Source organism: Streptomyces sp. NPDC048600 (assembly GCF_055587025.1).
The window spans coordinates 67,939-90,599 of record NZ_JBVJGZ010000005.1; the positions used below are offsets into that span (position 1 = coordinate 67,939).

Consider the following 22,661-nt stretch of genomic DNA (forward strand, 5'->3'; position numbering starts at 1 on the left):
CCGTGACGGGACCTACGCCACCACCGGCGGCAGCTTCCGCTCCTCGCCGTCGTCGACGACCGCCTCCCGCGCCACGCCGGCGAAGACCGCCGAGGGCGCGCCGCTGATCACGGCGTTGGACGGGTTGGCCGAGGTGATGAGGCACTTGTTGAACAGCAGCTTCTTGAAGTCCCACTCCTCGGTGCTGCTGCCCTTGGCCTGGTAGAGCCCGACGGAGAACTCCTTGCCCTCCATGGCCATCTTGGTGAGCAGGGCCGCGGCGCCGCCGATGGCCTTGACGGTCAGGGTGAAGGTGAAGCTGGCCGGGTTGGCGATGTACCCGACGTGGGTGGCCTCCAGGGAGTGCACCACCTCCGTGTTCAGGGTGAACGTGGGGGTGAAGGAGTCCACGGGTGTGAGCGGCGATTCGACCTTGTTGTCCACGACGACGGCCAGACGTGTGTCGGCCCAGGTGCTGGGAGTGGTCACGGCGTCCTCCGGTAACCGGCTCAGGACTTGAGCGCGAGATTGATGTCGAGAAAGTGGACCGAGCCGGCGTATGTGACGGTGAGCAGCACCTCGACGACGCGTTCCGTGCGCGCCGCGGTGAGCGTCCCGGCCTGCCCGGGGGAGCGGTTGGCCTCGGCGGCCTCCAGGATGGGCAGCAACGGGATGTCGATCGTGTAGTCGGTGATGATCCCGGAACCGACCAGGGGGCTGAGGATCCCGTCGATCCTCGAGCGCAGTCCCTGCATGCCCAGACGGTCGATGCGCGTGTCGCCGATCGCACCGATCAGCCCCGCTTTGAGCAGGAACTCGATGTGGTCGAGGACGCGCACCACGTCGACGTAGAGCCGTTGGACATCGGTGGTGTAGCAGCGCCCGGAGCCGAGGAACAGCCCTTCGCCCGGCACCAGTTCCGGGTCGATCACGGGAATGATGAAGGCTTCGGCCAGTTCCTTGATCTCGGAGCCGTTGAACTGCCGCTCAAGCGGGATCCGCACCTCGCGGACCGGCTTCATCAGCACACTCGCGTGTGGGGGGAATCCCGCGACGGCGCCGGTCACGGCGGCCGCCACGTCGAACTTCGGTCTGCCGTTGTCGACTTCCACCCGCGCGGCGACCAGGAGCATGCGGCTGGAGCCGCTTTTGACCGCTCTGTACCGGGCGTCGGCGGCCGCCGCGAACGTCTGGTTCCCCGCGGCGAGTTCGGGGTCGACCATGGCCACGCCCATCCTGGCGGAGCCGGCCTTGCTGACGTCGTCCACGTGGTTCTTGAGTTTTTCCAGGTGGTTCGGATCGAACTCGCCGGCCAGGCAGACCAACTGCACGGGCAGTGCCGCGGCGGCGGCCAGGGCACGGGTGTAGTCGGGTTCCTGCCCGGGGGGCTCTCCCTCGGGTCCGGGTTCCCCGGCGGAGGTCGCGGTTGGCACGGCGTAGACCCGGGAGGGCGCGGGGTCCTGCAGCAGGGCCGTCCGCACGGCGTGGTAGAGCGGACCGGCGTCCATACCGCCCTCGACGGGGTTCGTGAGGTGCTTACGGGCCTCCGCCTCGTCGCCGATCTGCAGCGGGACGTTGGGCTGAGCGTCTCCGAAGCCGCCCGTCGAGCCGACGACGGCGATGTTGCCCACCGCGCGCCGGGCCAGGGGCTGCAGGCCACGGGTGTCGATGGTGACCTTGATGAAGGGGAACTCGGCGGTCACGGTCATGCTGTCACTCCTGCCGGTCAGGGCACCGCGACGGGCACGATGCCGATGTGCCGCAGCCGGGTGGTGAGTTCGGTGAGGCGGGCTGCACGCAGGCGCGCGGTGTCGGCGGGGTCGATCCCGGTGGAGTCCGCGGGGAGGTCCCCGTCGTCCAGGGCGGTCTCCGGGAACAGCAGCAGGGCGGGCGTCGCCGCGCGCACGGCCGTCCCGGGCGGCGGCTGCGGCAGCTCGGCGCTCGCCGCGGTCCGCGCCATCCCGAGCTGGATCTCGGCGACCCGCGCCGCCAGATCGTCCAGCGGGCCGTCCAGGACGAAGGCCACGCAGAGCAACTTGAACGCCGTCTCCGTCGCCGGCTTCGTGCCGTCCTCGACCAGTGCGAGACGGAGCCGCAGCGGGTGGTGCGGCGTGCTCAGGCGGGCCCGAAGGTCTTCGAAGGTCGTCCCGTGCGCCCGCAGCAGATCACCCAGCGGTGCTTCCCCGCTGGTCTCGAACCGGTCCTCCAGGATGCCGACGAGCGAGGTCAGCCGACGCTCCCGCAGGGCTTGCGCGTCCGTGGGGAGTGAGCCGTCCTCGGTGACGATGCGGGCGTCCACGGCCTCCAGGGCGGCGATGTCGCCCAGGTCGTCCACACTCACCCCGGTGACCGAGGTCCGCACACCCGCGCGGCTCGCGAGCAGGGTCAGGTCCAGCCGGGCGTCGGCGTCGACCGCCGGGCCCGCCGGCGGCAGCTGGGCGGTCAGTCTCCACTGGTGGGTCGACTGGATGTCGTACAAGTGCGCCTCGACCGGCTGCGGTGTCCGGGACGTGGGCATGAGGCTCACCTGACGGGTCACCACGGCGGTGACCGGGCCGACCGTCGCCTCCCGCGCGACGAACGCGGTCTTCAGCAGGCGGTCGCCCACCTCGGCCGTCAGCAGGGCGGCGCGCTCGTCCGCGTCGAGCAGGCGCAGCAGTACGCGGTCGCGGAACCGCATGCGGCTCTCCTCTCGGCGGATCGGGTCCGGCACGGCACAGATGAGGTACCAGCCGCACCGGGGATCGATGCGTGACGGGCGGACGGTTCACACGTCCTGCGGAGCGCGACGGGCGGGGCGGTGGCATCCGCCTCGCCCGCGATTGCGGTCCTCGCGGACCCGCCCCACGGTGAAGGAATGATCAGCACCAGCGTCGCCCCCATCCCGCTCGACCTCAGACCGCGCGGCATCGCGCTGTCCAGGGACGGAGGACGGCTGTACGTCAGCAGCTCCGACAGCACCGGCTTCGTCTTCGTGCTGGACACCGCCCGGCACACGGTCACGAGCAGGATCGACTGCCCGGGAGCGAGCGTGATGGTGATGACGCCCGACGGCGGCCGCCTCTACGTCGCCGCCGCCGAGGCGGCCACGGTGTCCGTCGTCGACACGGCGACGAACACGCCGGCCCGCACCGTCTCCACCCCCGCTCCCGTCTTCGGCCTGGCGGTGACGCCGGACGGCTCCCGCGTCTACGCCACGACGGACTCCGACGAGGTCGCGGTCATCGACACCGCCTCCGACCAGGTGATCCGCACCATCGGCGTGGGCAGCGATCCGCTGGGTGTGACGGTGACACCCGACTCCGAGCGCGTCCTGGTGACGGATCTGTCCGACGGGACCGTCCACGTCATCGACGCCCGGACCGACACGGTCACCGGGACGCCCATCCCTGTCGGGCAGTTCCCCCGGGCGGTGGCCGTGACCCGGGACGGCCGGCGGGCCTTCGTGGTCAACGGCCAGGACGCCACCGTGTCCGTGATCGATGTCGCCGCCCGCGCCGTCACCGACGTCATCGAGGTCGGTGACTTCCCCAAGCAGGTGGTGATCTCCCCGGCCGGCGGCCGCGCCTACGTCAGCAACTCCAACGACGACACCATTTCGGTGATCGACACCGGCAGCCTGCGGGTGATCCGGACGACTCGCGTCCCCGGCCCGCCGGCCGACATGGCCCTCACCGCCGACGGGCAGCGCCTGTACGCCGCCGCGTTCCGGGAGCGGTTCGTCCTGCCCTTCGACACCAGAACCCTCACCGTGCCCGTCGGCAAGCGCCCGGAGGGTGTGGCCGTCTCCCCGGACGGCCTGCGCGTCTACGTCACCGAGGCCGGGGCGGACAGTGTCGCCGTCATCGAGGCGCGCGAGACCCGGCTGGCCGCGGGCCTGCTGCCGACGGCGCTGGCCCTGACCCCGGACGGCCTGCGCGCGTACGTCGCCAACAGCGGATCGAACGACGTGACGGTGATCGACACCGTCACACGCCAGGTGACCGCGACCATCCCCGTCGACGCGGTGAGCGCCCTGACGATGTCCCGCGACGGCCGGCGGGTGTACGTCGTCGGACCCGGCCTGCTCTCCGTCGTCGACACCGCCACCGGCACCGTCGCCGACACCCTCCCGCTGGCGGACCCGTCCGCGGTGACGGCCGGTCACGACGGCAGTCGCCTCTACATCACCGACGCCACGGCGGGCACGGTCACCGTGATCGACACGAACCCCCTCGCAACGGCCGGTGACCCGATTCCGGTCGGACAGGCCCCCAGGAGCCTCGACATCACCCCCGACGGCAGACACGTCTACGTCGCCGACACCGGTTCCGGCAGCGTGTCGGTCGTCGACACCGTCGGCCTCACGGTGACCGCCACCATCGAACTCGGCGGGGAGCCGCAGTTCGTCACCGTGAGCCCCGACGGGCGCCAGGCGTACATCAGCTGCGTCGGCGGCGGCGACACCGGCGCGGGCCTGAACGGAGTCGCGGTCATCGACACCGTCGGCCAGACCCTGAGCGGAGCCCCGATCCCGGTCCGGCCCTTCCCGCAGGGCTCCGCGGTGAGCCCGGACGGCAGCCACCTGTACGTGGCGTCCTTCTCGGGCACCGTCCATGTGATCGACACCGGCACCCGCGCCCTGCTGGAGGCGATCCCGGCCGGTGACCTGCCGACGACCGTGGCTCTCGCCCCCGACGGCCGGCACGCCTACGTCACCGGCCTCGACACCGACCTCGTCACGGTGATCGACACCCGTACGACCCGGGTCGGAGCCGGGGACCAGCCCCTGGGCATCGCCGTGACGCCCGACGGCGGACGTGCCTACGTGGCAAACTCCGGGAGCGGCACCGTGACCGTGATCGACACCGCCACGGCCAAGGTGTCCGGCCCCCAGATCTCCGTGGGAGGCCGGCCCCGGGCCGTGGCCCTCGCTCCCGACGCGGGACGGCTCTTCGTCACCGACTCCGACTCCCACACCGTCACCGTGGTCGACACCGCCACCGGTGCCGTGACGGGCACCCCGATCCCCGTGGGCGACTCCCCGGCAGGGCTGGCCGTCGCCCCCGACGGCTCACGTCTGTACGTGGCGTGCTCCGGCGCGGGAACCGTCACGGTGATCGACACCGTCGCGCACACGGTGACCGGTACCGTCGCAGCGGGGGTCGCCCCGCTCGATCTCGTCCTCACCCCCGACGGCGCCGTCCTCTTCGTGACCGACTCCGGCTCCGACGCCGTACTCGTCCTCGACACCGCCGGCCTGGAAGTGACCTCCTCCGTCGCCCTGCCCGGCGCCCCACACGGCCTGGCGCTCACCCGTGACGGGCGGCGCCTCCTCGTGACCGTCCCCACGGTGCGCGGTCTGGCCGTGGTCGACACCGCAACCCTGCGTACGGACGGCCCGGCCATCGCTGTCGGCAGCGCCCCGCACGGCGTCACCGTCGCACCCGACGGACGCCACGCCTTCGTCGTCAACGCGGCCTCGAACACGCTGACGACGGTGGACCTCTGACGGCGCGGCATCGCACCCGGTCGGCCGTTCCCGCGGTGCGGGCGGCGGGGGGCCGTCCCATGCTGAGGCGGTGAGCAACCCCAGCACCGCCCCGATCCTCCTCGACGTGAGTCCGGACGGAGTCGCCGTCTCGCCGGACGGCCGACGGCTCTATGTCTCCAGCCCCGAGGACACCGGGACCGTCCTGGTCGTCGACACCGGCTCCCACACGGTGACGGACCGTACGGTCTGCTCCGGTGCGAAGGACATGGCGCTCACCCCCGACGGCGGCCGCCTGTACGTCATCGATCGCGAAACGGACGCCGTGTCGGTGGTCGACACCGGCACGATGGCGGTGACCGGGAGCATCCCGACCGGCTTCGCACCGGCGAAACTGGCGATGACCCCGGACGGCACACGCCTGTACGTCACCGTCCAGCCCGGCGGGGTCGCCGTCGTCGACACGGCGTCGAACCAGGTGATCCGCACCATCCAGGTCGGCGAGGACCCCTTCGGGGCCGCGGTCACGGCGGACGGCGGGCGCGTCTATGTGACGGACCGCCTGTCCGAGGGACTGGTGCACGTGATCGCCACGGGGACCGACACGGTCGTGGGGACTCCGATCGCGGTGGGCCGGTTCCCCCTCGCGGTGGCGGTGACCCCGGACGGCCGCCGGGCCTTCGCCGTCAACCACGAGGACGCGACCGTCTCCGTGATCGACACCGCCGCCGGAAACGTGATCGCCACGCTCGACGTCGGCTCCTTCCCCCGGCACGCCGTGCTCTCCAGGGACGGTGGACACCTGTACGTCGGCAACACGATGGGCAGCGTGTCGGTCGTCGACACCCGGACCCTGACGCTCGTCGGCACCCTTCCGCTCGACGGCACGCCGGCGACGATGGCCCTCACCCCCGACGGACACCGTGTCTACGCCGCCGACTTCGGCGGCCGGTTCGTCCTGCCCTTCGACACCGGGACGGTCACGGTCCCGGTCGGGAAGCGCCCGGAGGCGGCGGCGGTCACCCCGGACGGACAGCAGGTCTTCGTCACCGACGCCGCCGAAGGCACCGTCGCGGTCCTGCAGACCGGCCCGCGCCACATCCCCGCGGGCCGGACCCCGACCGTGGTGGCCGTGGCCCCCGACGGCCGACAGGCCTTCGTCGTCGACGACGACCTGGGTGTCCTCGTGATCGACACCACCAGCGACAAGGTCACCTCCACCCTCGATGTCGGCGGCGCGCGCGTGATGGCCCTGTCCCGCGACGGACGGCGGCTCTACGTCGGTTCACAGCAGCGGTTGTCGGCCGTCGACACCACCACCCAGCAGGTCGTCGCCACCGCCCCCGTGCAGGACCCGGGCGGGGTGGCGGTGTCCCCGGACGGCAGCCGCCTCTATGTCACCGACATCGCCACGGAAACCGTCCTGTTCATCGACTCCGACCCGCTCGGCGTCACAGGCGAACCCGTCGCCGTGGGGCAGAACCCGACGGCCCTGGCCGTCACACCCGACGGCCGGCAGCTCTACGTCGGGAACGTGCTGAGCCACGACGTCTCGGTCATCGACACCGTCTCCCGCACCGTGACGGCCACCGTCCAGATCGGCAGCCGCCCCGAGTTCCTCTCCGTCAGCCCCGACGGACGGCGCGTCTACGTCGGTTCGGCCGATGCGGGCACCCTGACCGTCATCGACACCAATACCTCGGCCGTGAGCGGAGATCCGATCCCGGTCCTCCAGGTCCCGCACGGGCTGGCCCTCGACGCGGACGGGAGCCGGCTGTACGTCGCCGCTTTCCACTCCCGCGCCGTCCATGTGTTCGACACCGCCAGCCGTGCCCGGATCGAGACGATCCCGGCCGGCCTCGCCCCGACGGCCCTCGCGCTCAGTCCCGACGGCCGCCGCGCCTACGTCACCGGCTCCGCCGCCGGCGTCGTCTCGGTGGTCGACACGCAGACGACCCGGGTCCGCGTCGGAGGCCAGCCCCTGGGAGTGGCGGTGGCTCCCGACGGTCGGCGCGCCTATGCGGCCGACGCGGCGAACGGCGTTGTGCACGTCCTCGACACCGCGACCGCGGAGGTGAGCGGCACCCCGATCCAGGTCGGCGGCTCACCGCGCCATGTGGCGCCGAGCCCCGACGGCACGCGCCTCTACGTCACCGACTCCGCCACGGACTCCCTGGCCGTCATCGACACCGCGACCGGCACGGCGGCCCGAGCCCCGATCCCCGTCGGCAGCTCACCGGCGGGGCTGGTCGTCACCCCGGACGGCACCCGCGTGTACGTGGCCAACTCCGGTGCCGGCACCCTCTCGGTCGTGGACACCGCCACGGGCACGGTGATCGGCGCCCCCGTTCCCGCGGGGGTGGCCCCGCTCGACGTGGCCCTCACCCCGGACGGCACCCGCCTGTTCGTGACGGACACCGGAGCGGACGAGGTCCTGGTCATCGACGCCGCGACGCCGACGGTCGCCCGTCCCCTTCCCCTGCCGGGCGCCCCGCACGGCGTGGCCGTCAGCCGCGACGGCCACAGCCTCCTGGTCACCGTCCCCGCGAAGCGGATCCTGGCCGTGGTCGACACCACCACGCTCACGCTCACCGGAGCCCCGATCCCGGTCGGCGGCGCCCCCCACGGCCTCGCGCTCGCCCCCGACAGCCGCCGCGCCTACGTCACCAACGCCGCGTCGAACACCGTCTCGGTGGTGGACTGGTGAACAGCGAGTTCGTCATCGTCACCGGCGACGAAGTGATCGTCGGACCTCCCGAACTGCCCCCCGTCGCGACCTACACGATCCTCCCGGCCACGCCGCTCCCCGTGTCCGGATCCAGCCCTCATGTGCGGGTGCGCGGGCTGCCCGCGTGCCTGCCCGACGACATCGAGAAGAGGCTCACGGCGACCTTCACCTACGTGGCCGGCGCGTTCACCGTCCCCGGGAAGGGAACCATCTCCTTCGAACTCGAGGACGCCGACAAGACCCGGAAGACCGCGGACACGAGCGCGACGGGTGCCGGTGAACCGCTGGTCATCAGCGGCGGCGTGTTCGTCGCGAAGTTCACCTTCGAGAAGTCCGCCCAGGATTCCAACGGGGTCCTCGACCCCGACAGGGTGCCGGACGCGTCGAAGAACGGAACGGCTTCCTTCAAGACCCCCACGAAGAACACGGTTCTGCGCCTCGCGTAGCTGGGGACGCGCCAAAGTGCTGCGTACTCTGTTCAAGTCCAAGATCTAGCGATTGGGTGTTTTTGCAGGTCACTGGCTCGTTGGCCTCGCTAGGTCAGCACACGGTCAGCATCGGGCGCGGAAGCGTCCCAGCTTGCTGAGCTGGTGGCCGCCATGACGGGGGACCGGGACACAGGTGCCTGGCTCCCGCCGGGGACGTGTGCAGCGTGACTCGCCAGTTCGTCCGCGGCACTGGTATCGAGCGAGTCGGCTGTCGGGGTCGAAGCGGCGTGTCTTTATGGATGACGCCTGCCCCCTCCGGCCGCCCCGCGACCTGGCCCGCTTCGGTGTCCTTCTCGTCCCTCGCGCCGACGACATGGACCTCGGCTTCGGCACCGTCGCCATTTCCGGCACCGAGATCGAAGCCGCAGCCGACGCGATAGCCCTCCACGTGACCTGCTGCGTCATGATCACCCGCGCCCGCGGGTGGGGCTGATCCCGGGTCGGCAGGACGGTCCGTTGCTGCGCCACCGCCCCCCGCGCCGAGGTACTGCGGGACCGCTACCGCAGCCGACTGCCCAAGCGCTTGCAGGAGCTGGCCGGCCCCGTCGAGGGCGACGTGGAACTGCCGCTCCACATCGTCTGGTCCGGGCGGACGAGCTACAGCCTGGACCGCCCGAAGTCCCGCATGACGCCCTACCGGACCGTCCTCACCGAAGGGCTGAATGAGGATCTGGTGGCCCTCCTGCACCACCGCCTGCTCACCGAGCAGTGGCCCGTGCTGCGGCGCCTGATCAGCCCGTACATCCGCGAGGTCTGGGAGGACGCCTTCCCCGAGCTGCTCCGCGCCGCTCCCGCCGGGACGACCGCCGCGTGAAGCTCACTCCGCTCCATGAGCGACTCCTCGCCGACATCCTCGACCTCGGCTCCCCCTACCCTCTGGTCCTCACCGGCGGATACGCCGTGGCTCACGGCCTGGTCGAACGCTTCAGCCGTGACCTCGACGTCGCCACGGAGAACCCTGCTCCAGGCCTCGGCGCGCGCGGATGGCGGACCACGCACGTCCAGACCGATCCGCTCAGCGGCCGGTTCCTCGTCACCGATCCGGACACCGGCGAGGAGTGCGAGGTCGACGTCCTCAAGGAGGCGTTCTGGGCTCCGCCCGCCCAGACCCCCTACGGCCCCGTTCTTTCCCTCGACGACGTGATCGGCACCAAGGTCCGTGCCCTCGCCGACCGCGGCACCGTCCGCGACCTCATCGACGTCCAGGCCGCCTCCCGCCACCGCTCCACCGCCGACCTCGAATCCCTGGGCCGCCGTCGCGCCCACGACGAGTTCAGCCTCGAAGACCTCCGGACCGGCTGATCGGCGCGGACTGGTACGAGGACGAGGACTACACCGCGTACGGGCTCACCTCCCGGCAGATCGATGTTTGATGGCTCATAAGGCAAGTCGGCATGCGGTCAGCATGAGTCGCCGGGCATTCCCCGAGGATTGCCTGTACAGCTTGTCGGCGGCGGTGCGAAACCCCAGGTAGGAAGCCGTCCAGCCCGACCGGAGCGATGTTCCTCACAAGCATCGGACGGGGGTGCCGGTGTAAAGTCGAGGACGCCCTTGACCTGTACAAAGCAGGCAGGGAGCCGTCCTCCAGGAGTTCAACATGCTGCGCACCATGTTCAAGTCCAAGATCCACCGAGCCACCGTCACCCAGGCCGACCTGCACTACGTGGGCTCGGTGACCATCGACGCGGACCTGCTCGACGCCGCCGACCTGCTGCCCGGGGAGCTCGTCCACATCGTGGACATCACCAACGGCGCCCGCCTCGAGACCTACGTCATCGAGGGTGAGCGCGGGTCCGGTGTGATCGGGATCAACGGTGCCGCCGCCCATCTGGTGCACCCCGGAGACCTGGTGATCATCATCAGCTACGCCCAGGTGACCGACGCCGAGGCGCGCGCGCTGAAACCGCGGGTCGTGCACGTGGACGCTGACAACCGCATCGTGGCGCTGGGCGCGGACGCGGGCGAGCCGGTCCCGGGCTCCGACCAGCTGCGCAGCCCCCAGGCCGTCACGGCCTGACCCGAGCGGCCCCCTCAGGTCAGGGGCGGCCCCGGCTCGGGGTCGGGCACCGGCTCGGGCCCCGGCGGGATCGGGGACGGATCCGGTTCGGGAACCGGCTGCGGCCCCGGCGGGGGTGCGGGCACCGGCGGCACCGGCTCCGGATAAGGCTGCGGCCCGGGAGTCGGCCCAGGCGGAACAGGATCGGGTCGCGGCTCACTCATGACGCCCTCCGACAACGAACACGAACGTTTCCCCCACCCACTTTCCCGCCTACCCCACCCCCCACGTCCAAAGCCCCCCAGAGCCACCCCCGCCCCAGAAGGGGCGCGGGGAACTGCGCGACCAGCCCCCACTTACCCGCACCCGAAAGCCGAAGACCCCCAGCCGCTCACCAGAGCAACCAGGGGCCAAACCCTCTAAGGGGGCGCGGGGAACTGCGCGACCAGCCACGACGAACCCGCACCCGACGACGGAGCAACCGGACAAACGGACAACCGCTCAGCCGTCGGCCGGACAACCGTCAGCCGGACACCTCGGACCGATCCCCACCCCACAGCGTGTGGAACGCCCCCTCCCGATCCACCCGCCGATACGTGTGCGCCCCGAAGAAGTCCCGCTGCCCCTGCGTAAGCGCCGCAGGCAACCGCTCCGCGCGCAGCGCGTCGTAGTACGCCAGCGCCGCGGAGAACCCCGGCGTCGGCACCCCCTGCCGGGTCGCCGTGACCAGCACCTCACGCCAGTCGTCCTGCGCCTCCGCGATCTCCCGGGCGAACGCCCCGTCGGACAGCAGACTCGGCAGATCCGCCCGGGCGTCGTATGCGGCCCGGATGCGGTCCAGGAAGGCCGCCCGGATGATGCACCCGCCCCGCCAGATCGCGGACACCGCCCCGAGGTCGATGTCCCAGTCGTACTCCTCGCTGCCCCCGGCGATCTCGTGGAAGCCCTGGGTGTAGGACACGATCTTCGAGGCGTACAGCGCCTGCTCCACCCGGTCGGCGAACGCCGCGGCCTCCGCCTCGCCCAGCGGCGCCGCCGACGGACCGGCCAGGTCGCGCGAGGCGGCCCGCAGCGCGGCGTGACCGGACAGGGAGCGGGCGAAGACCGCCTCGGCGATGCCTGAGACAGGGACGCCGAGGTCCAGGGCGATCTGGACGGTCCAGCGGCCGGTGCCCTTCTGCTCGGCCTGGTCCACCACCACGTCCACGAACGGCTTCCCCGTCGCCGCGTCCACGTGCGACAGCACCTCGGCCGTGATCTCGATGAGGTAGGAGTCCAGCCGCCCCGTGTTCCAGGTGCGGAAGATCTCGGCGATCCGCGCGGGCTCGTACCCGGCGACGTCGCGCAGCAGCTGGTAGGCCTCGCCGATCAGCTGCATGTCGGCGTACTCGATGCCGTTGTGCACCATCTTCACGAAGTGCCCGGCCCCGTCGGGACCGACGTGGGTGACGCAGGGCGCCCCGTCGGCCGCCTTCGCGGAGATCTTCTCCAGCATGGGGCCGAGCGAGTCGTACGACTCCACGGGCCCGCCGGGCATGATGCTCGGCCCGTTCAGCGCGCCCTCCTCGCCGCCGGAGACGCCCATGCCGACGAAGTGGATGCCCTGCTCGCGCAGCTCGCGCTCGCGACGGCGGGTGTCGGCGAAGTGGGCGTTGCCGCCGTCGATGATCATGTCGCCGGGCTCCAGGAGCGGGGCGAACTCCTCGATCACCGCGTCGGTCGGCCCGCCCGCCTTCACCATGACGACGAGGCGCCGGGGCCGCTCCAGGGCCGCCACGAACTCCTTGGCGGTCTCGGCCGCCACGAACTCGCCCTCGTGGCCGAACTCCTCGACCAGCGCGTGCGTGCGCGCGGCGGTCCGGTTGTGCACGGCGACCGTGTAGCCGTTGCGGGCGAAGTTGCGGGCGAGATTGCGGCCCATGACCGCGAGACCCGTGACGCCGATCTGGGCTGAAGTGCTCATTTCCGCCTGCTCCTAGAAGATCCGGTGGCTCTGGTGGTTCCTGGGCGATACGTGCCGGGCGTGACCGTCAGTATTGCCCACCGGGGCGGCCCCGACGTGCCGGTACACCGACTGTTTATGGGGTCCGTCAGGGCTCATTACGTACGGGGGCGGCCCGGTGGCTCACCGCCGTCACCCCGAACTGAAGTCGCCCACACCCCGAACTGAAGTCGCCCACACCCTGAACCGAAGCCGCCGTCACCCTGAACCGAAGTCAACGGAGAGTCGATCCCGGCCACTTGGGGTGACTGTGCGACCGATAGCCGTCTTGTCATGGCCTGTTACGCGCGCATACTTTTGGCCCTCCTGACGCTTGCTAGGGGGCACTTCATGGCCGTACGCGGCCGGCACCGCCGGTATCAGCCGAACAGGATCAACCGCGCCTCGCTCACCGTCACGGCGAGCGGTGCCGGAATGGCCCTCCCGCTGGTCGGCGCCGGTGCCGCCCAGGCGGCCGACCTGGACACCTGGGACAAGGTCGCCGCGTGCGAGTCGAGCAACGACTGGAACATCAACACCGGCAACGGCTACTTCGGCGGCCTCCAGTTCACCCAGTCCACCTGGGAGGCGTACGGCGGTACGAGATACGCGCCGCGCGCCGACCTGGCGACCAGGGACCAGCAGATCGCCGTCGCCGAGAAGGTGCTCGACGGGCAGGGGCCGGGCGCCTGGCCCGTCTGCTCCGAGCGCGCGGGGCTCACCCGTGGCGGCGACGGCCCCGACGTGCACACCCAGGAGGCGGCCCGGACCCAGCAGGCCGCCAAGAGCTCCGTACGCGATGTGCAGCCCCAGACCACGCCCCAGTCGCGGGCGGGCCGCGCCGAGATGTACACCGTGGTGCAGGGCGACACGCTGTCCCGCATCGCCGACGAGGAGGACGTGCGCGGCGGCTGGCGGGGCCTGTACGCGGCCAACCGCATCACCATCGGCGCCGACCCCGACCTGATCCTGCCCGGCCAGCGGCTCAGCCTGGACGGCACCAAGACCACCCGGCACACCGAGCGGGCGGCCCCGCCGGCACCGGAGAAGAAGAAGCCCAGGGCGAAGGCGCCCTCCTCGGACCAGCAGCGCAAGCCGTCCCGGTCCACCGAGCGCGCCGAGAACCACGGCAGCGCGACCCGGGTGGCACCCGTCGACGCGGCCGCCGGAACGCCGTACCACAAGGCCGGTTCGTCCTGGTCGAAGGGCTATCACACCGGCGTCGACTTCCCCGTGCCCACCGGCACCTCGGTGAAGTCGATCGCCTCGGGCCGCGTGGTCAGCGCCGGCTGGGGCGGATCCTTCGGCTACGAGGTGGTCGTACGCCACGACGACGGCCGCTACTCGCAGTACGCCCATCTGTCCGCGATCGGTGTGAAGTCCGGCCAGAGCGTCGGCGCGGGCCAGCGCCTGGGCCGCTCGGGCTCCACGGGCAACAGCACGGGCCCGCATCTGCACTTCGAGGTGCGGACGGGGCCCGGCTTCGGTTCGGACGTGGATCCGATCGCCTACCTGCGCGCCGGCGGCGTCAGGATTTGACACGCATACGGTGCCGGTCGAGGACCGGCAGCGGGACGTACGGCAGGGCGTAGGCCCGGACGAACGCGATGTCCTCGGCGCTCGGCCCGCGCTCGAACGCGGCCGCCGGGATCGGCGCCGGCACCAGGGCGGCCATGCCGAGCAGCGGGCTCAGCTCGTCGAGCACGTCCCGCCGCCGGGCCGCGGCGGCCCGTTCCGGCTCCGCGGCCGGCGAGGGCACCGGCACCTCGGCGGTGACCGGCTCCGCCGTCGTCGCGGGCGACGGGACCAGGGCCTTGGCCGTGACCGGCCCCGACGCCCTGGGCGCCTTGGTCTCGGAGGCGGGCTCCGGGTCGGCGGCCATGGCCTCCTCGCGGGCGATGCGCTCGGTCGTCAGCAGGATCAGACCGCCCGCGGCCACCACACCGCAGCTCAGCGCGAGCACGGTGCCGGTGGTGCCGTAGCGGAAGGTCTCGCCGAACATCGTGATGCCCACCGCGGCCGCCACCACCGGGTTCACCACGGTCAGCGTGGCCAGCGGGGCCGCGAGGCCCGCGCCCCGGTAGGACGCCTGCGACAGCAGCAGACCCGCCGTGGCCAGCACCGCGATCGCGGCCAGCGACGGCACGTCCGACAGCGCCACGCCGCCGGTCCAGTCGACCGCCACCGTCTTGGTGAACACCGAGGACATGCCGAAGGCGATACCCGAGGCCGTGGCCAGCAGCATCGCGCGCACCGCCAGATGCCGGTGCGCGGCCCGGCCGGCCACCATCAGCGCGGCGACCACACCGCCGGTGACGACGAAGGCGCCGACGCGCTCGGGGCCGCTCAGCGAGTGCGAACCGGAGGCACCGACCAGCGACAGCAGACCCGCCAGACCCACCGTCGCCATGATCGCGCCCCGCCAGGCCGTCGCACCGGCCTTGCGGCCGACGAACAGCGCGGCCATCGGCAGCGCGAACACGATGGTCAGGGCGCCGAGCGGCTGGACCAGGCTCAACGGTCCGAACGCCAGCGCGACCACATGCAGCAGACCACCCAGGCTGTTCAGCGCGACGGCCGCCCACCAGACAGGCCGGCGCACCGGCGCGTACTGCTCGCCCGGGGAGGTCTCCGCCACGCGCTCCTGCACGATCGCACCGCCCGCGTAGGCGACGGCGGACACGAACGACAGGAGCACGGACAACGCGAGGGCGCTCATGAGCTGCTCCTCTGCGTGAGGCGGGTCCTTGCGGCCCGGCGCGGCGAACGATCGGCTTCCATGGACAACACCATGCCTCCTTCCGCTGTTCCCGTCGTCGTCCCTGAGACCTCAATGGCTCCTACTACCGATGGAGTACGCAGGCCCCCTCGTCCTCCCCCAGGCGGGTGACACCGTGTGGAGACCCTGAAGTCATCACCCCTAGGGGGCTTGGTACTACTGATGTTCGTGGACCTCGACCCCCGTCTCGCCGCTCTGCGCGACCTCGGCCCCTTCTTCGCCGTGCGCACACTCCTAGGCTCGGGCGGAGACCGGCCCCACCCCCCTGCGACACTCGCGCAGGCCTATGGATTCGTAACATCGGACGTTTACACGAATCCACTGACTTTCCGTGTCCGCAGGACCGCCGCCGCCCTGCGCGCCCCCGAGCCGCGCGTCGCCGCCTCGATCGCCCACCTCGGGCTCGCCGCCCGGCTGTGGTCGATCGCCCTCGGCTGCGCCGTCGTCCACGGGCGGCTCCCCGACCTCGACCCGCGTCTGCTCCACTGGGACCCCGAAGGCAGCGCGCCGGACGACCTGTGGCTCACCGAGGTACGCCCGGGCCGCACCGCCGACGCCCCCGGCCTCGCCGAGGCCGTGCTCCTCGGCCACCTCGAACCCCTGGCCGCCGCCCTGCGCTCCGAGTACCGGCTCGCGCCCGGCCTGCTGCGCGGCAACGCCGCCTCCGCCCTCGTCGGGACCGCCCGGCAGCTGGTCCGCCAGGCCGGCGCGACCGCGGGACCCGAGGCCGCCGCCAGGACCCGCTCCCTCACCGCCGAGCTGCTCGCGCACCCCCTGCTCACCGGCGCCGGCACCCTCACGGGCACGGGCTTCCGGCGGCGCAGCTGCTGCCTGTACTACCGGGTGCCCGGCGGCGGCCTGTGCGGCGACTGCTGCTTCACCCGCCCGCCGCGCTCTTCCCCGCGCGACACATCTGGGTGACCATGAGGAGCCTGGTGCGAAGAACAGGGGGATCCGGTGCGTGTGGGACTGCTGACACGAGAGTTTCCCCCCGACGTCTACGGCGGCGCCGGCGTCCATGTCGAGTTCCTCGCCCGGGAGTTGCGCTCCCTGGTCGACCTCGACGTGCACTGCTGGGGCGAGGGCCGCGCCGACGGCGTCGTACGCCACCGCCCCTGGCCGGCCCTCGACGGCGCCAACGACGCGCTGCGCACCTTCTCCGTGGACCTGGCCATGGCCGCCGCCCTGGAGGACCGCCAACTCGTCCACTCCCACACCTGGTACGCCAACCTCGCCGGTCACCTCGCCAAGACGCTGTACGGCATCCCGCATGTGCTCACCGCCCACTCCCTGGAACCGCTGCGCCCCTGGAAGGCCGAGCAACTCGGCGGCGGATACGCCCTGTCGAGCTGGGCCGAGCGCACCGCGGTGGAGTCCGCCGACGCGGTGATCGCCGTGTCCGGTGCCATGCGCCAGGACATCCTCGACTGCTACCCCGCACTGGACCCCGGCCGTGTCCACGTGGTGCACAACGGCATCGACACCGGGCTGTACCGGCCCGACCCCGGCACCGACGCCCTGAAGCGCGTCGGACTCGACCCGGACCGCCCCTTCGTGCTGTTCGTCGGGCGCATCACCCGCCAGAAGGGCGTGCCCCATCTGCTGCGGGCCGTACGGGACATCGACCCGGCCGCACAGGTCGTGCTGTGCGCGGGCGCCCCCGACACCCCGGAGATCGACCGGGAGTTCCGCGAGCTCTACCAGGACCTGAGCGCCGTACGGGACGGCGTGCACTGGATCCCGAGGATGTTGCCGCGCCCCGAGGTGATCCAACTCCTCACGCACGCGGCCGTGTTCGTGTGCCCGTCGGTGTACGAACCGCTCGGGATCGTCAACCTGGAGGCGATGGCGTGCGGTACGCCGGTCGTGGCCTCGCGGGTCGGCGGGATCCCCGAGGTCGTCGAGGACGGCGTGAGCGGGCGGCTGGTGACGGTGGACGAGGACTTCGAGGCCGGACTGACCCGCGCGCTGGACGCGGTGCTCGGTGACCCCGCGGCCGCCCGGCGGATGGGCGAGGCCGGACGGGCGCGCGCGGTGGGGGAGTTCGGCTGGGACGCCGTCGCCCGGCGCACCGCCGCGCTCTACGCGCAGGTCCTCGAACAGGCTTAGCCGCCCCTGCTCAGGGGCAGGCAGAAGAGGCAACCGGAGTGAGGGGAGCGGCGATGCGTCGTGGTGGGCCTTCGGTACTGGGGATCGTCCTGGCGGGCGGCGAGGGCAAGCGCCTGATGCCGCTGACCGCCGACCGCGCCAAACCGGCGGTCACCTTCGGCGGCACCTACCGCCTGGTCGACTTCGTCCTGTCCAACCTCGTCAACGCCGACATCCTGCGCATCTGCGTGCTCACGCAGTACAAGTCGCACTCGCTGGACCGGCACATCACCACCACCTGGCGGATGTCCAGCCTGCTCGGCAACTACATCACGCCCGTCCCCGCGCAGCAGCGGCTCGGCCCGCGCTGGTACCTGGGCAGCGCGGACGCCATCCTCCAGTCGCTGAACCTGGTCCACGACGAACAGCCCGAGTACGTCGCCGTGTTCGGCGCCGACCACGTGTACCGGATGGACCCGCGGCAGATGCTGGCCCGGCACATCGAGGCCGGGGCCGGGGTGACCGTGGCAGGGATCAGAGTCCCACGCACGGAGGCCTCGGCCTTCGGGGTGATCACGCCCGGCTCCGACGGCCGCAGCGTCGAGCGCTTCCTGGAGAAGCCGGCCGACCCGCCCGGACTGCCCGACGCCCCCGACTCGGTCTTCGCCTCGATGGGCAACTACGTCTTCACCACCAAGGCCCTCATCGAGGCGCTCCAGCGGGACGCCGAGGACCAGCGCTCCGTGCACGACATGGGCGGCTCGATCCTGCCCCAGCTCACCCACCGCGGCGAGGCCCAGCTCTACGACTTCGGTGACAACCACGTCCCCGGCGAGACCAGCCGCGACCAGGGCTACTGGCGGGACGTGGGTACCCTGGACGCCTACTACGACGCCCATATGGACCTGATCGCCGAGCGCCCGGCGTTCAACCTGTACAACCGCGGCTGGCCCATCTACACCCACTCCAACCAGCTCTCGCCCGCCCGGTTCAACGCGGGCGGCATCGCGGGCGAGTCGATCATCAGCGCGGGCTGCCTCATCCGGGGCCAGGTCACCCGGTCGGTCCTGTCGCCGGGTGTCGTGGTCGACCCCGGCGCGGTGGTGCAGGGCTCGGTGCTGCACGACAACGTGCACATCGGGCGCGGGGCGGTGGTGCGGGGCGCGGTGCTGGACAAGAACGTGGAGGTCCCGCCGGGCGCCACCATCGGCGTCAACCCGGAGCGGGACACCCAGCTCTACACCGTCTCCCGCAGCGGAGTGATCGCCCTGGGCAAGGGGCAGCGGGTGCCGTGAGCCCCTCGGGGGCGGGTATGCCGGTGCCGGGGTATCTCGGTGCCGGGGTGCCGTTGTGCTCGGGTGCCGGGGTGGCCGTACGCGACGTCACCGCCCCGACCGTCCGGCCGCACGCCGTGACCTCGGGCCTTCTGCGGCGTTACTTAATCATCTGTTAACTGTGCGTAACTTGATCGTACTTGACCGTAATCGCCCACTCGGGTTTGACTGCTGACTCACCCGTCGACGACGCGAGGCAAGCCCTTGACTTCAGATCCGCTCGCACCCCTCGACCTGGCCTTCTGGAACATCGAGTCCCCCGAGCACCCCATGCACCTCGGCGCGCTCGGTGTCTTCTCCGCCCCCTCGCCCACCGCGGGCGCGCACGCCGCCGACCTGCTGGCCGCCCGCGCCGCCGCGGTGCCCGGCCTGCGGATGCGGATCCGTGACGCGTGGCGGCCCTCCCGCCTGCTGCGTCCGCTCTCCTTCGGCGGCGCCGCCCGGGAGCCGTACCGCGGCTTCGACCCCCTCGACCACGTGGTCCTGCACGCCCCGGCCGCCGACTTCCAGGCCGTCGCCGGACGGCTGATGCAGCGCCCGCTGGACCGGGCCCGGCCGCCGTGGGAGGCGCATGTGCTGCCGGGGGAGGACGGCACGTCCTTCGCCGTGCTCTTCAAGTTCCACCACGCCCTCGCCGACGGCCTGCGCGCACTGATGCTCGCCGCCGCCGTGATGGACCCCGTGGACGTCCCGCCGGCCCGGCCCCGGCGCCCCGAGGAGCCCCGCCCCGGCCTGCTGCCGGACGTGCGCCGGCTGCCCGGGGCGGTCCGCGGGGCCCTGTCCGACGTGGGCCGCGCGCTCGACATCGGCGCGTCGGTCGCCGTGTCCGGCCTCGGTGTGCGTTCGACCGCCGCGCTGACCGCCGAGCCGTCCGGCACCCGCCGTACCGCCGGAGCGGTCCTCGACCTCGACGACATCCACCGGGTCCGCAAGCGCGTCGGCGGCACCGTCAACGACGTGCTGATCGCCGTCGTCGCGGGCGCCCTGCGCCGCTGGCTCGACGAACGCGGCGACGGCTGCGAGGGACTCGCCCCGCGCGCCCTGATCCCCGTCTCCAAGCGGCGCCCGCGCACCGCCCACCCACAGGGCAACCGGCTCTCCGGCTACCTGATACGGCTCCCCGTCGGCCAGGCCGACCCGCTCGCCCGCCTGGAGACCGTCCGTACGGCGATGGACCGCAACAAGGACGCCGGACCCAACCGCGGCGCGGGCGCGGTCGCCCTGCTCGCCGACCACGTCCCGGCGCTCGGCCACCGGCTCGGGGGACCCCTCGCCGCGCAGGCGGCCCGGCTCTGGTTCGACATCCTCGTCACCAGCGTGCCGCTGCCCAGCCTCGGCCTGCGCCTGGGCGGGCACCCGCTCACCGCCGTCTACCCGTACGCCCCCCTCGCCCGCGGGCAGTCGCTGGCCGTGGCCGTCTCCACGTACCGCGGCAGCGTGCACTACGGACTCGTCGCCGACGCCGAGGCCGTCCCCGATCTGGACCGGCTCGCCGCCGCTCTGGCCGCCGAGGTGGAGACGCTCATCACCGCCTGCGACGGTTGACCTCGGCGGATTTTGCCGGTCCGGCCCGGCGCTCCGTAGAATTCCCCGTTCGACAGCGGGTGCTACCGGAGCGCCGCGACGAGGGAATCAGGAAGCGCAGCGGCGATGACGGTGACAGAGGACGGTCCGGCGACCACGGACGAGGTCGTGTACGGGCCCGGCATCGACCCCGAACGGCTCGCCGTGTGCCTCAGCGTGCTCCAGGAGCTGGACGGGCTGGAGGTCGACCACCCCGACGCGATCCAGGTGCGCCAGGCCACGTCGCACATCTACCGCACGGTCAAGCAGCGCCGCAAGCAGGAGCGCCGGGCCGCCAAGACCGCCCACGACAGGGCGGTCACCGAGGCGACCGCGACCGGCTCCGCTCAGCGCATCGACGACGAGACCGAGGGCATCCTCCCGTCGTCGAGCACCGAGGAGGGCAGGATCGCGGGGATACTCCAGCGCCCGCGCTCCTGCTACACCTGCAAGTCGCGGTACGTCGAGGTCGACTACTTCTACCACCAGCTCTGTCCGGACTGCGCCCGCGTCAACCGCGCCAAGCGCGACGCCGGCGCCGACCTCTCCGGCAAGCGCGCCCTGCTCACCGGCGGCCGCGCCAAGATCGGCATGTACATCGCCCTGCGGCTGCTGCGCGACGGCGCCCACACCACGATCACCACGCGGTTCCCGAAGGACGCCATCCGCCGCTTCAAGGCCATGGACGACTCCGCGGACTGGATCCACCGCCTGGACGTCGTCGGCATCGACCTGCGCGACCCCGCCCAGGCCGTGGCGCTCGCCGAGCAGGTCGCCGAGCAGGGTCCGCTCGACATCCTGATCAACAACGCGACCCAGACCGTACGCCGGCTGCCGTCCGCCTACGCCGCGCTGGTCGAGGGCGAGAGCGCCCCGCTGCCCGCCGGTGAGCTGCCCGCGCACCAGGTCATCGGCGCCTTCAACTCCGGCGCGGTCGACGGCCTCGCCGCGCTGCCCCTCGGCGTCAGCGGCCTCGACGCGCAGAAGGTCGCGGACCTGGCGCTGGTCGCCGGCAACGCCAGCATCGAGCGCCACCTCGCGGGCACGGCCATCGACGCGGGCGGCCTGGTGCCGGACGTCGTCGAGAGCAACACCTGGGTGCAGAGCATCGACCAGATCTCCCCGGTCGAGCTGCTCGAGACCCAGCTGTGCAACTACACGGCCCCGTTCATCCTGATCAGCGCGCTGCGCCCGGCGATGGCCGAGGCCGCGCGCAGGGCGGCCAGCAAGCGCGCCTACGTCGTGAACGTCTCGGCGATGGAGGGCGTCTTCAACCGCGGCTACAAGGGCGCGGGCCACCCGAACACCAACGCCGCCAAGGCCGCCATGAACATGGTGACGCGGACCAGCGCGGAGGAGATGTTCGCCTCCGACGGCATCCTCATGACCTCCGTCGACACCGGCTGGATCACCGACGAACGCCCGCACTTCGACAAGCTGCGGCTGGCCGAGGAGGGCTTCCACGCACCCCTCGACCTGGTCGACGGCGCGGCCCGGGTCTACGACCCGATCGTGCGCGGCGAGTCCGGCGACGACGTCTACGGCGTCTTCCTGAAGGACTACCTGCCCGGCAAGTGGTGAGGCGTCCGGACTGAGGCCCGCCGCCGGCAGATGGCGCGCGGGCCGGTCAGTCGATCGCGCCCAGCCGGGAGCGGCGCGCCGCGAGCAGCTCCAGCAGGGTGCGCCAGTCCTCCAGCACGCCCGCGTCCAGGCCGGGCACCCGCGCCGCGTCGTCCGCCTGCCGCAGGGTCAGCGCCTCCTCGGCGAGCGGGTCGCGGGCGAAGGCGGCGGCCTCCGCCTCGGACATCGCGGCCCGGCCGGGCGCCGCTTCGAGGACGCCGAGATAGCGCCCGGCGGGTGTGTGCAGCCGCACCAGCCGGGACACCCGCTCGCCCAGCAGCGGCCGTACGGCGTCGGCGGCCAGCTCGGCGTGACCGGTGACATCACCCGGTCGCAGTACACGGCCGAGTTCGTGCACGAGTCCGGCGACCTGGAGCTCCTTGTCGGCGGGACGGCCGCGGCGCAGCAGGGCCGCGGTCTGCAGGGAGTGCTCGTGCAGGTCGACCGGATGGCCGGGGGCGCGGACACCCCGGCAGGCGCTCAGCAGGTCCATCAGCTCGTCGACGCCGCGCAGCTCCATGGGTCCGTCCTCCCGCGAGACAGCCGTAGCGGTACGCCAGCAGATCATGGCGAGCATTCGGCCTGGCCAACGGGATCTGAACGCCCTCGCGGTGCCGGAATTCCGTTCGATCTCC

The 22,661-nt window shown here is 72.2% G+C and carries 18 protein-coding genes and 1 pseudogene; 13 read left to right on the forward strand and 6 right to left on the reverse strand.

Annotated features, from left to right (window positions below):
- Nucleotides 1–12: 12 nt before the first annotated feature.
- The 3 genes from ACZ6SQ_RS08340 to ACZ6SQ_RS08350 are packed head-to-tail and all read right to left on the reverse strand — an operon-like array spanning nucleotide 13 to nucleotide 2,659.
- On the reverse strand, nucleotides 13–468 hold the full coding sequence (locus ACZ6SQ_RS08340; RefSeq protein WP_386378153.1) for a hypothetical protein: 456 nt from the start codon (nucleotides 466–468) through the stop codon (nucleotides 13–15).
- A gap of 20 nt (nucleotides 469–488) precedes the next feature.
- On the reverse strand, nucleotides 489–1,688 hold the full coding sequence (locus tag ACZ6SQ_RS08345) for a hypothetical protein (protein ID WP_469557994.1): 1,200 nt from the start codon (nucleotides 1,686–1,688) through the stop codon (nucleotides 489–491).
- Between the two features lie 17 nt (nucleotides 1,689–1,705).
- Nucleotides 1,706–2,659, reverse strand: coding sequence for a hypothetical protein (locus tag ACZ6SQ_RS08350; protein ID WP_469557996.1), 954 nt, complete (start codon nucleotides 2,657–2,659; stop codon nucleotides 1,706–1,708).
- A 177-nt stretch (nucleotides 2,660–2,836) separates the two neighbouring features.
- On the opposite strand from ACZ6SQ_RS08350, the gene ACZ6SQ_RS08355 reads away from it, so the two are divergent.
- The 7 genes and pseudogenes from ACZ6SQ_RS08355 (at nucleotide 2,837) to panD (ending at nucleotide 10,682) form a co-directional block, all read left to right on the forward strand.
- Nucleotides 2,837–5,470: a YVTN family beta-propeller repeat protein gene (locus ACZ6SQ_RS08355; RefSeq protein ID WP_469557999.1), complete on the forward strand. Its 2,634-nt coding sequence runs from the start codon at nucleotides 2,837–2,839 to the stop codon at nucleotides 5,468–5,470.
- Nucleotides 5,471–5,540: 70 nt separating this feature from the next.
- Complete coding sequence (locus ACZ6SQ_RS08360; protein WP_469558001.1) at nucleotides 5,541–8,156, forward strand: beta-propeller fold lactonase family protein; 2,616 nt, start codon at nucleotides 5,541–5,543, stop codon at nucleotides 8,154–8,156.
- The gene (locus tag ACZ6SQ_RS08365) at nucleotides 8,153–8,623 is read left to right on the forward strand and encodes a hypothetical protein (protein WP_469558003.1); all 471 of its coding nucleotides are present in this window, start codon (nucleotides 8,153–8,155) and stop codon (nucleotides 8,621–8,623) included. Before ACZ6SQ_RS08360 ends, ACZ6SQ_RS08365 begins: the two co-directional genes overlap by 4 nt.
- 277 nt (nucleotides 8,624–8,900) lie before the next feature.
- On the forward strand, nucleotides 8,901–9,098 hold the full coding sequence (locus ACZ6SQ_RS08370; protein WP_469558006.1) for a hypothetical protein: 198 nt from the start codon (nucleotides 8,901–8,903) through the stop codon (nucleotides 9,096–9,098).
- Nucleotides 9,099–9,152: 54 nt separating this feature from the next.
- Nucleotides 9,153–9,479, forward strand: coding sequence for a hypothetical protein (locus ACZ6SQ_RS08375; RefSeq protein ID WP_469558729.1), 327 nt, complete (start codon nucleotides 9,153–9,155; stop codon nucleotides 9,477–9,479).
- Nucleotides 9,476–10,029, forward strand: a pseudogene (locus ACZ6SQ_RS08380) (nucleotidyl transferase AbiEii/AbiGii toxin family protein); the annotation flags it as partial. The gene ACZ6SQ_RS08375 and the pseudogene ACZ6SQ_RS08380, both read left to right, overlap by 4 nt.
- 233 nt (nucleotides 10,030–10,262) lie before the next feature.
- Nucleotides 10,263–10,682, forward strand: coding sequence for an aspartate 1-decarboxylase (gene panD / locus ACZ6SQ_RS08385; RefSeq protein ID WP_469558009.1), 420 nt, complete (start codon nucleotides 10,263–10,265; stop codon nucleotides 10,680–10,682).
- A gap of 502 nt (nucleotides 10,683–11,184) precedes the next feature.
- Here panD and gndA read toward each other — a convergent pair.
- Nucleotides 11,185–12,624: an NADP-dependent phosphogluconate dehydrogenase gene (gene gndA / locus ACZ6SQ_RS08390; RefSeq protein ID WP_469558012.1), complete on the reverse strand. Its 1,440-nt coding sequence runs from the start codon at nucleotides 12,622–12,624 to the stop codon at nucleotides 11,185–11,187.
- Nucleotides 12,625–12,993: 369 nt separating this feature from the next.
- Here gndA and ACZ6SQ_RS08395 point away from each other — a divergent pair, with 369 nt between their 5' ends.
- Nucleotides 12,994–14,181: a transglycosylase family protein gene (locus tag ACZ6SQ_RS08395; protein ID WP_469558015.1), complete on the forward strand. Its 1,188-nt coding sequence runs from the start codon at nucleotides 12,994–12,996 to the stop codon at nucleotides 14,179–14,181.
- Here ACZ6SQ_RS08395 and ACZ6SQ_RS08400 read toward each other — a convergent pair.
- The gene (locus ACZ6SQ_RS08400) at nucleotides 14,171–15,361 is read right to left on the reverse strand and encodes a DMT family transporter (protein ID WP_469558017.1); all 1,191 of its coding nucleotides are present in this window, start codon (nucleotides 15,359–15,361) and stop codon (nucleotides 14,171–14,173) included. The two genes, ACZ6SQ_RS08395 and ACZ6SQ_RS08400, sit on opposite strands and share 11 nt — an antisense overlap.
- 222 nt (nucleotides 15,362–15,583) lie before the next feature.
- Here ACZ6SQ_RS08400 and ACZ6SQ_RS08405 point away from each other — a divergent pair, with 222 nt between their 5' ends.
- The 5 genes from ACZ6SQ_RS08405 (at nucleotide 15,584) to ACZ6SQ_RS08425 (ending at nucleotide 21,987) form a co-directional block, all read left to right on the forward strand.
- Nucleotides 15,584–16,342 carry a (2Fe-2S)-binding protein gene (locus ACZ6SQ_RS08405; RefSeq protein WP_469558020.1) on the forward strand — a complete coding sequence of 253 codons (759 nt, stop codon included), beginning with the start codon at nucleotides 15,584–15,586 and terminating at the stop codon, nucleotides 16,340–16,342.
- Nucleotides 16,343–16,378: 36 nt separating this feature from the next.
- On the forward strand, nucleotides 16,379–17,530 hold the full coding sequence (glgA, locus tag ACZ6SQ_RS08410) for a glycogen synthase (protein ID WP_469558022.1): 1,152 nt from the start codon (nucleotides 16,379–16,381) through the stop codon (nucleotides 17,528–17,530).
- Between the two features lie 53 nt (nucleotides 17,531–17,583).
- Nucleotides 17,584–18,804, forward strand: a complete 1,221-nt coding sequence (glgC, locus tag ACZ6SQ_RS08415) for a glucose-1-phosphate adenylyltransferase (protein ID WP_469558025.1) — start codon at nucleotides 17,584–17,586, stop codon at nucleotides 18,802–18,804.
- 243 nt (nucleotides 18,805–19,047) lie between these two features.
- The gene (locus ACZ6SQ_RS08420) at nucleotides 19,048–20,388 is read left to right on the forward strand and encodes a wax ester/triacylglycerol synthase family O-acyltransferase (RefSeq protein WP_469558028.1); all 1,341 of its coding nucleotides are present in this window, start codon (nucleotides 19,048–19,050) and stop codon (nucleotides 20,386–20,388) included.
- 105 nt (nucleotides 20,389–20,493) lie between these two features.
- Nucleotides 20,494–21,987, forward strand: a complete 1,494-nt coding sequence (locus ACZ6SQ_RS08425) for an SDR family NAD(P)-dependent oxidoreductase (RefSeq protein WP_469558030.1) — start codon at nucleotides 20,494–20,496, stop codon at nucleotides 21,985–21,987.
- A 46-nt stretch (nucleotides 21,988–22,033) separates the two neighbouring features.
- On the opposite strand, the gene ACZ6SQ_RS08430 is transcribed toward ACZ6SQ_RS08425, so the two are convergent.
- Nucleotides 22,034–22,546: an HD domain-containing protein gene (locus tag ACZ6SQ_RS08430; RefSeq protein WP_469558033.1), complete on the reverse strand. Its 513-nt coding sequence runs from the start codon at nucleotides 22,544–22,546 to the stop codon at nucleotides 22,034–22,036.
- Between the last annotated feature and the right edge of the window lie 115 nt (nucleotides 22,547–22,661).

Excerpts from the sequence above, each read along its gene's own strand:
- ACZ6SQ_RS08345 (WP_469557994.1), bottom strand. The coding sequence starts at position 1,688 with ATGACCGTGACCGCCGAGTTCCCCTTCATCAAGGTCACCATCGACACC.
- ACZ6SQ_RS08350 (WP_469557996.1), bottom strand. The coding sequence starts at position 2,659 with ATGCGGTTCCGCGACCGCGTACTGCTGCGCCTGCTCGACGCGGACGAG.
- ACZ6SQ_RS08355 (WP_469557999.1), top strand. The coding sequence starts at position 2,837 with ATGATCAGCACCAGCGTCGCCCCCATCCCGCTCGACCTCAGACCGCGC.
- ACZ6SQ_RS08370 (WP_469558006.1), top strand. The coding sequence starts at position 8,901 with ATGGATGACGCCTGCCCCCTCCGGCCGCCCCGCGACCTGGCCCGCTTC.
- panD (WP_469558009.1), top strand. The coding sequence starts at position 10,263 with ATGCTGCGCACCATGTTCAAGTCCAAGATCCACCGAGCCACCGTCACC.
- gndA (WP_469558012.1), bottom strand. The coding sequence starts at position 12,624 with ATGAGCACTTCAGCCCAGATCGGCGTCACGGGTCTCGCGGTCATGGGC.
- ACZ6SQ_RS08395 (WP_469558015.1), top strand. The coding sequence starts at position 12,994 with ATGGCCGTACGCGGCCGGCACCGCCGGTATCAGCCGAACAGGATCAAC.
- ACZ6SQ_RS08400 (WP_469558017.1), bottom strand. The coding sequence starts at position 15,361 with ATGAGCGCCCTCGCGTTGTCCGTGCTCCTGTCGTTCGTGTCCGCCGTC.
- ACZ6SQ_RS08405 (WP_469558020.1), top strand. The coding sequence starts at position 15,584 with ATGTTCGTGGACCTCGACCCCCGTCTCGCCGCTCTGCGCGACCTCGGC.
- glgC (WP_469558025.1), top strand. The coding sequence starts at position 17,584 with ATGCGTCGTGGTGGGCCTTCGGTACTGGGGATCGTCCTGGCGGGCGGC.
- ACZ6SQ_RS08425 (WP_469558030.1), top strand. The coding sequence starts at position 20,494 with ATGACGGTGACAGAGGACGGTCCGGCGACCACGGACGAGGTCGTGTAC.
- ACZ6SQ_RS08430 (WP_469558033.1), bottom strand. The coding sequence starts at position 22,546 with ATGGAGCTGCGCGGCGTCGACGAGCTGATGGACCTGCTGAGCGCCTGC.